The organism is Klebsiella sp. H-Nf2 (assembly GCF_002806645.1).
Lineage (GTDB): Bacteria > Pseudomonadota > Gammaproteobacteria > Enterobacterales > Enterobacteriaceae > Klebsiella > Klebsiella variicola.
On record NZ_PIBL01000005.1, the window covers coordinates 26,130 to 37,966 of the forward strand.

At 60.8% G+C, this 11,837-nt stretch carries 10 protein-coding genes; 2 read left to right on the forward strand and 8 right to left on the reverse strand.

Features of this window, described 5'->3' with window-relative positions; genetic code table 11:
• Position 1 precedes the first annotated feature (1 nt).
• Positions 2 to 1,645, reverse strand: a complete 1,644-nt coding sequence (gene pckA / locus CWM58_RS14025; protein ID WP_012967799.1) for a phosphoenolpyruvate carboxykinase (ATP) — start codon at positions 1,643 to 1,645, stop codon at positions 2 to 4.
• 283 nt (positions 1,646 to 1,928) lie between these two features.
• Between pckA and CWM58_RS14030 the strand changes: the two genes are divergently transcribed.
• On the forward strand, positions 1,929 to 2,822 hold the full coding sequence (locus tag CWM58_RS14030; RefSeq protein ID WP_008804342.1) for a LysR substrate-binding domain-containing protein: 894 nt from the start codon (positions 1,929 to 1,931) through the stop codon (positions 2,820 to 2,822).
• A gap of 5 nt (positions 2,823 to 2,827) precedes the next feature.
• On the opposite strand, the gene CWM58_RS14035 is transcribed toward CWM58_RS14030, so the two are convergent.
• The 5 genes from CWM58_RS14035 to CWM58_RS14055 all read right to left on the reverse strand — a co-directional run bounded on the left by CWM58_RS14035 (position 2,828) and on the right by CWM58_RS14055 (position 7,794).
• The gene (locus CWM58_RS14035; protein WP_023290181.1) at positions 2,828 to 3,547 is read right to left on the reverse strand and encodes an ABC transporter ATP-binding protein; all 720 of its coding nucleotides are present in this window, start codon (positions 3,545 to 3,547) and stop codon (positions 2,828 to 2,830) included.
• Positions 3,544 to 4,419 (reverse strand): ABC transporter ATP-binding protein, encoded by an 876-nt coding sequence (locus tag CWM58_RS14040; protein ID WP_004148803.1) that lies wholly within the window; start codon positions 4,417 to 4,419, stop codon positions 3,544 to 3,546. The genes CWM58_RS14035 and CWM58_RS14040 overlap by 4 nt, the downstream gene beginning before the upstream one ends.
• The gene (livM, locus tag CWM58_RS14045; RefSeq protein ID WP_100681140.1) at positions 4,416 to 5,702 is read right to left on the reverse strand and encodes a high-affinity branched-chain amino acid ABC transporter permease LivM; all 1,287 of its coding nucleotides are present in this window, start codon (positions 5,700 to 5,702) and stop codon (positions 4,416 to 4,418) included. The genes CWM58_RS14040 and livM overlap by 4 nt, the downstream gene beginning before the upstream one ends.
• A gap of 9 nt (positions 5,703 to 5,711) precedes the next feature.
• On the reverse strand, positions 5,712 to 6,626 hold the full coding sequence (locus tag CWM58_RS14050; RefSeq protein ID WP_008804338.1) for an ABC transporter permease subunit: 915 nt from the start codon (positions 6,624 to 6,626) through the stop codon (positions 5,712 to 5,714).
• A 109-nt stretch (positions 6,627 to 6,735) separates the two neighbouring features.
• Positions 6,736 to 7,794, reverse strand: coding sequence for a branched-chain amino acid ABC transporter substrate-binding protein (locus tag CWM58_RS14055; RefSeq protein WP_162494489.1), 1,059 nt, complete (start codon positions 7,792 to 7,794; stop codon positions 6,736 to 6,738).
• A 289-nt stretch (positions 7,795 to 8,083) separates the two neighbouring features.
• Between CWM58_RS14055 and CWM58_RS28605 the strand changes: the two genes are divergently transcribed.
• Positions 8,084 to 8,230, forward strand: a complete 147-nt coding sequence (locus tag CWM58_RS28605; RefSeq protein WP_032431965.1) for a hypothetical protein — start codon at positions 8,084 to 8,086, stop codon at positions 8,228 to 8,230.
• Positions 8,231 to 8,281: 51 nt separating this feature from the next.
• Here CWM58_RS28605 and pflB read toward each other — a convergent pair whose 3' ends face one another.
• Together pflB and tdcD are read right to left on the reverse strand one after the other, a co-directional pair.
• Entirely contained in the window at positions 8,282 to 10,576 is a 2,295-nt protein-coding gene (pflB, locus tag CWM58_RS14060) for a formate C-acetyltransferase (protein WP_100681141.1), read from the reverse strand.
• 28 nt (positions 10,577 to 10,604) lie between these two features.
• A complete protein-coding gene (gene tdcD, locus CWM58_RS14065; protein ID WP_100681142.1) occupies positions 10,605 to 11,810 on the reverse strand; it encodes a propionate kinase in 1,206 nt (401 codons plus the stop codon).
• Positions 11,811 to 11,837: the final 27 nt, after the last annotated feature.

The window sequence follows — 11,837 nt, forward strand, 5'->3', positions numbered from 1 at the left end:
ATCAGGCTTCGACCGCGCTATTCTGCAGCTGCGGACCGGCCAGCGCCAGACGCGCGCCCGCTTCGGTATCGCTGTACTGCTTAAAGTTATCCATAAACAGCTGAGCCAGGCTCTCGGCCTTCTCCTGCCACTTATCCGCTGAGCTCCAGCCATTACGCGGATCCAGCACCGCGCTGTCTACCCCTGGAATGCTCTGCGGGATCGCAAGACCGAACACCGGGATGGTCTCATCGCGCAGCGGGCCGGTAGTGCCGTTGAGGATCGCGCTAATGATGCTGCGGGTATCGCGCAGCGACAGGCGTTTGCCCTCGCCGTTCCAGCCGGTGTTGACCAGCCAGGCTTCCGCACCGGATTCCGCCATCTTCGCCGCCAGGACGCTGGCGTACTGGGTTGGGTGAAGCAGCAGGAACGCCGCGCCATAGCAGGCGGAGAAGGTCGGCGTCGGCTGGGTAATGCCGCGCTCGGTACCCGCCAGCTTCGAGGTGAAACCCGACAGGAAATGGTACTGCATCTGCTCGGTGGTCAGACGGGAGACCGGCGGCAGGACGCCAAACGCGTCGGCGGCAAGGAAAATCACCTTCGACGGATGGCCCGCGCGGGACACCGGCTTGACGATATTGTCGATATGCGACAGCGGATAGGAGACGCGGGTGTTTTCGGTTTTGCTGCCGTCGGCATAATCCACGCTGCCGTCAGCGCGCACCACCACGTTTTCCAGCAGCGCATTGCGGCGGATGGCGCCATAAATCTCCGGCTCCGCCTGCGGGTCGAGATTGATGGTCTTGGCGTAGCAGCCGCCTTCAAAGTTAAACACGCCGTCATCGTCCCAGCCGTGCTCGTCATCGCCAATCAGCTGACGATGCGGATCGGTCGACAGGGTGGTTTTACCGGTACCGGAGAGGCCGAAGAACAGCGCCACATCCCCTGCTTCGCCACGGTTGGCCGAGCAGTGCATCGACGCGATGCCTTTCTGCGGCAGCAGGTAGTTCATGACCGAGAACAGCCCTTTCTTCATTTCGCCGCCGTACCAGGTGCCGCCGATGAGCTGAATACGCTCGCTGAGATTAAAGGCGACGAAGTTCTCGGAGTTCATCCCCTGCGCCTGCCAGTTGGCATTGGTGCAGCCCGCGCCGTTGAGCACCACGAAGTCTGGCGTAAAGCTGGCCAGCTCGTCGGCGCTCGGCACGATAAACATGTTTTTGACAAAGTGGGCCTGCCACGCCACCTCGGTGACGAAGCGTACGCCAAGACGGGTGTCCGGGCTGGCGCCGCACCAGGCGTCGATGACGTACAGTTTTTTGCCGCTCAGCTGGCCCGCGACCAGGCTTTTCAGGCTGCGCCACACGTCTGGCGATAACGGTTTGTTGTCATTGCGGCCGAGGCCGGAGTCTGCCCACCAGACGGTGTCGCGAGTCTGTTCGTCGCGGACGATGTATTTATCGCGCGGTGAACGGCCGGTGAAGATCCCGGTATCAACAGCTACGGCGCCAGAGTCGGTCATCACGCCGCGGGCCGCGCCGGTCAGCTCAGGAGCGGTTTCATGTGCAATAAGCAAATCGTAATCAGGGTTGTAAAAGAATTCGCCGCTTGCATTAATCCCCAGCTCCTGCAGAGCCATTTTAACTGATTCAATTTGTTGTGACATGGAACTCCTGACAAAATATTTAAGGTAAGAGGCCTGGGTTATTCATTGCTTTCGTCATCGTCGCCGGCGATTTAATAAGATAAGTCCTGGACAATAAAATAAAGCAATAAATAACCGTGAGTCGCGATTTCATATCGTGCTCATGTAGGGTCGCCGATATGCATTCATAAATCTCAACTTTCCAAAAAATGTTAACACCTGTCGATAATTATGTTAATTGCATAGTTTCTATGCGCTATGCTAAAATTGCATAGCCTTTATTACGTTTTTGAGGACTGGATCGGTGTTGGCAAATCTGGAAGTAAAATGGCTGTATGATGTGATTGCCCTCGAGGAGTCGCGCAGCTTTACCCTGGCGGCCAAAGCCCGCAACATCTCTCAGTCCTCGTTCAGCCGTCGCATCCAGTCGCTGGAGGCCTCCCTCGGATTCAGCATCTTTGATCGTAGCGCCAACCCCCTGCAATTGACCAACCGCGGGAAAATTTTTGTCGGCTATGCGCGAAATATGCTCGATGACATGGATTTTCAGATCAGTCGTATTAAGGGGTTAAATAACACGACCCAGAAAATAAGAATCGACGCGGCCCCTTCGCTGTCGGTGTTATTGCTGCCGGAAATCATCGCCGGTTACACCGACCGTAAAAATAAGACTTTTCATGTTGAATCGATTAACGTCAACGACGCCGTATTTAATCTGAAAGAGGGAAAAAGCGATTTTATCCTCTCCTTCTATAATGAAGAATTAATGAACTATCCGTTTATTAATCATAAAATTTTTGATTCTTACCTGCACCTGGTCTCCCCCTGCGACGAACATGGCCGCCCGCTGTTTCATTTACATCGCGGCGTGCTGCCGCTGATGAAATACGCCAACGACAGCTATATGGGGCGCCAGGTCAACCAGGTCATCGACCGTACGCCGGAGATCACCTTCTCCCTCACCTTCGTCTCTTCCATGAGTGAGCTGCTCAAGCGCATGATCCTCAATGGCGACGGCGTGGGCTGGCTGCCGCAATACTCTATTCAGCGCGAGCTGGACGAAGGCCGACTGACGATCCTCGATGACCGCCTGTCGCTGCCGATCGGCGCCTGGCTCTACCGCTCCGGCTCGCGGCTTAACCAGGCCGCCGAACGTTTCTGGCAGCACATTAAAACCCGTAACGAACCGCGGGAATAACCCCCTCAGCCGCTGATCCCCAGATATGCCTTACGCACCTCCGGGTCGTTGAGCAGCGCCTGGCCGCTGCCGCTCAGGCGGATCTGACCGTTCACCATCACATAGGCGCGGTCCGACAGGTTAAGGGCATGGCGCGCATTCTGCTCCACCAGAAACAGCGTCATCCCCTGGGCCGTCAGCTCGCGCAGGATCTGAAAAATCTGCTTCACCACCAGCGGCGCCAGCCCCAGGCTCGGCTCATCCAGCAGCAGCAGGCGCGGTCGGCTCATCAGCGCCCGGGCGATGGCCAGCATCTGCTGCTCGCCGCCGGAGAGGGTCATCGCCCGCTGTCCCCGCCGCTCTTCCAGCCGGGGGAACAGCTGGTACATCCGCGCCTTGTCTTCGGCCTGATAGCGGTTGCCGATGGCAATGGTCCCCATTAGCAGGTTCTCCTCGACAGTCATATCGGGAAAGATGCGCCGCCCTTCCGGGGCCTGGGCGATGCCGTTGCTGGCGATAAAGTGAGTCGATTTCCGGCTGATCGCCTCCCCGCGATAGAAAATCTCCCCGCCGGCAATGCGCGGCTGGCCGAAGACCGACATCAGCAGTGTTGATTTACCGGCGCCGTTGGCGCCGATCAGCGCCACCGTCTCCCCCTCGTTGACGGTGAGGGAGACCTGCTTCAGAGCCTGGATCGGCCCGTAGAAGACATCCACCTCATCAAAGGCAAGCAATGGCTGGCTCATCGGCGCGTCTCCTCTTCCTCAGCGCCAAGATAGGCGGCAATCACGCTGGCGTTGGCCTGGATCGCCTGCGGCGCGCCGCGGGCGATGACGTCCCCGTGATCGAGGACGATGATATGATCCGAAATCTCCATCACCATCCCCATATCATGTTCGATCAGTAGCACCGTGATGCCGTGCTGCTGGCGCAGAAAGCGAATAATCCGGCTCAGCGCCTGGGTTTCCACTGGGTTGAGACCGGCGGCCGGCTCATCCAGACAGATCATCTCCGGGCGGGTACACATGGCGCGGGCGATCTCCAGCCGTCGCTGCTGTCCGTAGGAGAGGGTCCCCGCCAGACGGTTGGCGCAGTCCACCATCTCCACCACCTCCAGCCAGTAAAAAGCGCGATCCAGCGCCTGACTCTCCGCCTGCCGATACCCGCGGGTATTGAGGATCCCGGCCAGCAGATGGCGGTTAACCTGGGTATGCTGGGCCACCAGCAGGTTCTCAATCACCGACATCTCGCGAAATAAACGTATATTCTGAAAGGTGCGCGCCAGGCCAGCGCGGTTCACCAGATGGGTGCCACCGAACATCTTGTAATAGATCCGCCTCCCCAGCTGCGCCGGGTGGAGAAAATCGTCCGGGTGAAGCTTCTGCCCCAGCACCTGAATGACATCGGTGACCTTTTCCCGCGCCCGCAGCACGATGCTCCCCCCCGTCGCCCGGTAAAAACCGGTCAGACAGTTAAACACCGTGGTCTTGCCCGCGCCGTTGGGGCCGATCAGGGCGGTGATCGACCCCCGCTCCACCTCCAGATTGACATCATTCAGCGCTTTGATGCCGCCGAAATGCATCATCAGATGCTCAACGCGTAAGATGCTGTCGGTCATGGCGCGACTCCTTTTCGCAACGCGACCCCGCTGCGGCTGGTGCGCACCAGGCCGCGCGGCCGCCAGATCATCATCACCACCATCAGCACGCCGAACAGCAGCACCCGATATTCGTCAAAACCGCGCAGCAACTCCGGAGTGACCGTCAGCACAAACGCCGCCAGCACCACCCCGAGGGTGGAGCCCATTCCCCCCAGCACCACAATCGCCAGGATCAGCGCCGACTCAAAAAAGGTGAACGACGTCGGGTTAACAAATCCCTGATAGCTGGCGAAGAACACCCCCGCGATGCCGGCGGTCGACGCGCCGAGCATAAACGCCGAGAGCTTCACCAGCACGTGGTTGAGCCCCATTGCCCGGCAGGCGATCTCATCCTCGCGCAGCGCTTCCCAGGCGCGACCGATGGGCATCCGCGTCAGACGATGTTTCACCAGCAGCACCAGCATCACCACCAGGCACAGCACGGCGTAGAGGAAGATAAATTTCAGGTTGGGGTTATAGCTGACGTGGAAAAACTCATGGATGGGGATGCCGCCATCCTTTGCCCGGCGGGTAAATTCGAGGCCAAACAGCGTGGGGGACGGCACCGGTACGCCGTTGGGCCCCCCGGTGAAGCTCACCCAGTTGTTAAGCACCAGGCGAATGATTTCGCCAAAGCCGAGGGTGACGATGGCCAGGTAGTCGCCATGCATGCGCAGCACCGGAAAGCCCAGCAACGCCCCGGCGAGGGCCGCCATCACCGCCCCCAGCGGCAGCATCGCCCAGAAGCCGAGGCCCAGGTACTGGTAGCCCAGCGCCAGGCCGTAGGCGCCGATGGCGTAGAACGCCACATAGCCCAGATCGAGCAGGCCCGCGAGGCCCACCACAATGTTCAGCCCCAGGCCGAGCAGAACGTAGATCAGGCCGAGGATCGCCACGGTCAGCAGGTATTTGCTGGCGAGAAATGGAAAGGCAATGGCCAGGATCGCCAGCAGCGGCATTATCCAGCGCAGCCGCGAGCGGTATCCCGGCGGCCGGACGTACACCCCGTCATCCGCCCCCTCAAAGCGGGCAATAAAGGCTTTTCCCCGACGGCTCTGCAGCAGCAGGCTGAGCGCCAGCCTGCCGGCCATCACCACCGCCACGAGGATCGCCACCCGCGCGGGCGCGAGGGTAAAACCATACCCTTTGAGCACCACGCCGACGATCGGGCCAAAGACAATTAACGCGCAAAGACCGGCCAGCACGCTGTCGATCAGCGCGCTTTTGATATCCCGCGCAGGCTGGCGCGTAAATTCACCCATAAAGCCTCCTTAGACCTTGGCCACCAGCGGACGTCCCAGCAGCCCCTGCGGGCGAAAAATCAGGATCGCCACCAGCAGCGCAAAGGAAAAGACATCTTTGTAATCCGAATTCACCAGCCCGGCGAACTGGGCTTCGGCCACCCCGAGCAGCAGTCCGCCCAGCATCGCGCCAGGCAGCGAGCCGATCCCGCCCAGCACCGCGGCGGTGAAGGCTTTGATGCCGATAATAAATCCGATATAGAAGTCGAAGGTGCCGTAGTTCATGGTCACCAGCACGCCGGCCAGACCGGCCATCGCCGCGCCGATGACAAACACCAGGGAGATCACCCGGTCGGTATTGATGCCAAGGATCGCCGCCATACGCCGGTCCTGCTGGGTAGCGCGACAGATGCGCCCCAGCCGGGTGTACTGGATAATCCAGGTCAGGGTCAGCATCCCCACCAGCGCCGCGACGAGAATAAACACCTTGGTCCAGGTGATCTGCACCACCCCATCGCCCACCGTCATGCGCAGCGCGCCGCTGAGCAGCGTCGGGATCCCCTGCTGGTTCGGCCCCTGGCTCAGCTGGACATAGTTCTGCAGGATCAGCGACATTCCGATAGCCGAGATCAGCGGCGCCAGCCGCGTCGAGTTGCGCAGCGGCCGGTAGGCGATGCGCTCGATCGCCCAGCCATATACGCCAGTGACCACGATGGTGAACACCAGGGTGGCGAAAATCAGCAGCGGAAAGGAGTGGATCCCGAAGAAAGAGAGCAGCGCCAGGCCGATGGCGCACAGATAGGCGGAGACCATATACACCTCGCCGTGGGCGAAGTTGATCATGCCGATGATCCCATACACCATGGTGTAGCCGATGGCGATTAAGCCGTACACTGCGCCCAGCGTCAGCCCATTGATCAGTTGTTGCAGAAAAAACGCCGTCATAGCCCCTCCAGCCGCCAGGCAGACGGCCGCCGGGTTCCGTTCCCGGTCGACCGCCGTCATGTGACGATTCGCAAGTCAAAAGGACAGAGCGTCCTCAGGTCGTGGCCGATCAGAGCTGATGATATTTGCCCTTGTCGTCCCACTGATAGACCACGTAGTCGGACACCTTGAGGTCGCCTTTGCCATCCCAGGCTTTCTTGCCCATTACCGTATCGACGTCGTGGCTCTTCAGCCAGTCGCTGGCTTTGGCGTTATCGGTACCCACGGCGTTCCAGGCCGCGGCAATGGCCTGAATGGAGGCGTAGGCGTAGAGGGTATAGCCTTCTGGTTCAAAGCCGCTGGCGCGGAACTTCTCGATCACCGCTTTGCCTTCCGGGAGGGTGCGCGGGTCCTGACCAAAGGTCATCAGCACGCCGTTGGTAAACTGCGGCCCGCCGGCGGCCGTCACCAGCTCCTCGGTGACGATACAGTCGCCGGAGAAGAATTTAGCCTGCACCCCCTGCTCGCGCATCTGACGCACCAGCGGGCCCGCCTCAGGGTGACAGCCGCCAAAGTAGACCACGTCCGGCTTGAGGGCGCCGATCTTGGTCACCAGGGCGTTAAAGTCTTTTTCACCGCGGGAGAGGCCTTCGTACAACACTTCTTTGGTGCCCCGCTTCGCCAGCGCCGCGCGGGTGGCATCGGCCAGCCCCTGACCATAGGTGTCTTTATCGTGGATGACGGCAATTTTCTTCGCCTTCAGCACGTCCAGCATATAGTTGGCGGCAATCGCCCCCTGCTGATCGTCACGACCACACATGCGGAAAAGGTCCTTCATGCCGCGCTCAGTGATCTGCGGGTTGGTCGAGCCGGGGGTAATAGTCAGGATCCCGGCTTCGTCATATACCTCGGAGGCCGGCATCGTTGAGGAAGAGCAAAAGTGCCCCACCACGGCGGAGACTTTCGCTTCGTCCACCAGCCGGTTGGCCACCGCCACCGCCTGCTTCGGTTCGCACGCGTCATCCCCCTGCACCAGCACAATCTTTTCGCCTTTGATGCCACCGGCGGCATTGATATCGGCCACCGCCTGCGAGGCCCCCTTCCAGTACTGGGCGCCGTAGGTGGCGTTGGGTCCGGTAAAGGGCCCGGCGACGCCGATCTTCACGTCTGCCTGGGCGTAAAAGGCCATGCTCATACAACCTGCTATCACAACATGAAGCGTCATTGTTTTCAGTTTCAAAGACATTCGGATATTCCTCAGCGATGTAAAGCCTGGCGTCATGGAATGACGCAGAAAATATCACTTACTGTGTGGTGCCGACGTTGGCGCAGCGCCAGGACGGCCAGGGTGGAAGAAGCAAAAATCCCGCCAGGTAGAGAGGTCGCGCCGGAGCGCGGACGCCCCGGTCAGTGCGCACGCGACGGCAACCCGTACCGCATCCGGCAAGGGCGCATTCCCTTTCAGGTCAGGAGATCGGTTGCCATCACGTGGCGAGCCGGACAACGCGGTATCCGTACCGACCCGTGAGCTAAACATAGATGCAGTTAGCGGTCGCTGCGCGCCAGCGTGGTGCAAAAATGCGAATATGATCAACAGTGGTGATTATTTTGTTGCGGTAATGTGAAGATGATAACAGGAGAGCCCGTTAAAGGCTCTCCTGTGGCCTGGCGGCCGCTCAGAGTTGGCTGGTGAACGTTCGGGAGATCACATCCTGCTGCTGCTCGCGGGTCAGCGCGTTAAAGCGGACCGCATAGCCGGAGACGCGGATCGTCAGATTCGGATACTGCTCCGGGTGTTCTATCGCATCGAGCAGCTTTTCCCGGTTCAGCACATTGACGTTGAGATGCTGTCCCCCCTCCACCGTCTCCTCGTGGTGGAAGTAGCCGTCCAACAGTCCCACCAGGTTGTTTTCCTGCGCCGACGGGGCTTTGCCGAGGGCCGCCGGCACGATGGAGAAGGTATACGAAATGCCATCTTTGGCATAGGTAAACGGCAGTTTCGCCACCGAGGTCAGCGACGCCACCGCCCCTTTCCGGTCGCGGCCATGCATCGGATTGGCCCCCGGGGCGAACGGCGTCCCCGCCCGACGTCCGTCCGGCGTATTGCCGGTTTTCTGTCCGTATACCACGTTGGAGGTGATGGTCAGGATCGACTGGGTCGGCACCGCCTGACGCCAGGTGGGGAGCGCCTGAATTTTGCGCATAAAGCGCTCCACCAGGTCGCAGGCGATGGCATCGACCCGATCGTCGTTGTTGCCGTACTGCGGATAGTCGCCTTCAATGACAAAGTCCACCGCCAGCCCGTGGTGATCGCGCACCGGCTTCACCCGGGCGTACTTTATCGCCGACAGCGAATCCGCCGCCACCGACAGGCCGGCGATGCCGCAGGCCATCGTGCGGTAGACGTCGCGATCGTGCAGGGCCATCAGCGCCGCCTCGTAGCTGTACTTATCATGCATACAATGGATGATGTTCAGCGCGCTGATGTACTGCACCGCCAGCCAGTCCATAAAGTGGTCGAGGCTGGCCATCACGGTGTCATAGTCCAGCACCTCATCACGCAGAGGGTCGGTTTTCGGCCCCACCTGGATCTTCAGTTTCTCATCCACCCCGCCGTTAATCGCGTAGAGCAGCGTTTTGGCGAGATTGGCGCGGGCGCCGAAGAACTGCATCTGCTTGCCGATCACCATCGGGCTGACGCAGCAGGCGATGGCGTAGTCGTCGCTGTGAAAATCGCTGCGCATCAGATCGTCGTTCTCATACTGCAGCGACGAGGTGGCGATAGAGACCCGGGCGGCATATTTTTTAAACGCCACCGGCAGCGCTTGCGACCAGAGCACGGTCAGGTTCGGCTCCGGCGCCGGCCCTATGGTGTGCAGAGTATGCAGGTAACGGAAGGTGGTTTTACTGACCAGGGTGCGGCCATCCAGCCCCATGCCGCCCAGCACCTCCGTCGCCCAGATGGGATCCCCGGAGAACAGCGTGTCAAATTCCGGGGTGCGCAGGAAACGCACCATGCGGATCTTCATGATGAAGTGGTCAATGAGCTCCTGGGCCTGCTGTTCATTGAGCAGACCCGCCCGCAGATCGCGTTCGATATAGATGTCGAGGAAGGTGGCCGTGCGCCCCAGCGACATGGCGCCGCCGTTCTGCGACTTCACCGCCGCCAGGTAGGCGAAGTACAGCCACTGCACCGCCTCCCGGGCAGTGCGCGCCGGGTGGGCGATATCGCAGCCGTAGCGGGCCGCCATCTCCTGCATCTGCTGCAGCGCGCGCCGCTGTTCGGCCAGCTCTTCGCGCAGGCGCAGGGTGGCTTCCAGCGCCTCGCCGCGCTCAAGGGCTGGCTGCAGGTCGGCAAACTGCAGCTCACGTTCGCGAACCAGATAGCGGATGCCGTACAGCGCCACGCGACGGTAATCGCCGATGATCCGTCCGCGGCCATAGCCGTCCGGTAGCCCGGTGAGCACCCCCGACTTGCGACAGCGCAGCATATCCGGGGAATAGACGTCAAATACCCCCTGATTGTGGGTCTTGCGCAGCGCCGTAAACTGATACTCAAAGTCGGGATCCATTTCGCGGCCATAGGCCTCGAAGGCGCTTTTGATCATATTGATGCCGCCAAAAGGATGCAGGGCGCGCTTCAGCGGCTGGTCCGTTTGCAGGCCGACGATCTTTTCCAGCGGCTGGTTGATATAGCCCGCCGCGTGGGCGGTGATGGAGGTGGCGACATTGGTGTCGAAATCCACCGGCGCATGGGTGGCGTTCTCGACGCGGATCCCGGCCATCACCTGCTCCCAGAGGGCGGTGGTCGCTGGCGTCGTGTCGGCGAGGAAAGACTCATCGCCCTCGTAAGGGGTGTAGTTATGCTGAATAAAATCGCGGACGTCGATCTGCGTTTGCCACGCCGTACCGCGAAAGCCCTGCCAGGCCTCGGCGTATCGTACATCCTGGGTATCGATATCTACTTTCATGAACATCGTCTCTCTACAGAATAAAAAGTCAGGCCAGCGCCGCCGTGTGGATCCGCCCTAAGCGGATCGCATCGAGGGCAATCATGCGCTCTTCATTGGTAGGAATAACCGCGCAGCGCACCCGGCTGGCGTCGGCGGAGATCAGGCGTTCGCCGACCGAATTAGGCTGTTGGTTGCGGGCGACGTCCATCTCAAGACCAAAGACCGCCAGCCGCTCGCTCACCAGCCGACGGATCAGCACCGAGTTCTCGCCAATCCCGCCGGTGAAAATAATGCCGTCGAGACGCTGCAGCGCCGCGGCGTGACCGGCAATATGACGGGCGATGCGATGGACAAAGGTTTTAATCGCCAGGCGGGCGCGGGCATGGCCCTCATGCCACGCCTGCTCCAGCACCCGCAGGTCGGAGGAAAGGCCGGAGATCCCCAGCAGGCCGGAGGCGGTGTTGGCCACCCGCTCCAGGTCGCTGAGGGTCTGCCGGGTTTCCCCGGCAATCCACGCCATGGCGCCGAAGTCGACATCGCCGCTGCGGGTGCCCATCATCAGCCCCTCCAGCGGCGTCATCCCCATCGAGGTGTCCACGCTGCGGCCGTTGCGCACCGCGCAGATCGAGGCGCCATTGCCCAGGTGGGCGATCACCAGGCCGCTCTCCTGCTCCGGCAACCCGAGCAGCGCCAGGGCGCGCCGGGACACATAGCGGTGCGAGGTACCGTGGAAACCGTAGCGGCGTACCCCGAGGTTCTGGTAATACTCCCACGGCAGACCATAGAGAAAAGCTTCCGGGGCCAGGGTCTGGTGAAAGCTGGTATCAAAGACCGCCACCTGCATCACTTGCGGGAACAGCCGCTGCGCCGAGGCGATGCCGCTGAGACTGGCGTAGTTATGCAGCGGGGCCAGGGACGATACCTGGCGAATGTTATTGATAACCTCCTCGCTAATAATGACCGACTCGGTGAAGAGGTCGCCGCCGTGGGCAACGCGGTGGCCAATCAGGGCCACGCTGTCGATGAGGTCGCGTTGGGCTAATGCCCCGGCAATCGCCTGCAGGGCGCCTTCATAGCCGCGCTGCGCCAGCGCCACCGGCTCGCCGCCGTTGAGCGAGAGAAACGCCCGTTCCGCGTTGATGCCCTCGGCCACGCCGTTCAGCAGGCAGTCGCAGCTGACGGCGTCCAGTACGGAAAATTTGATCGACGACGAGCCGCAGTTGATCACCAGTACTACCGGAAATTCAGTCATGTTGTACTCCGCGTGGCCTGAGCCGGA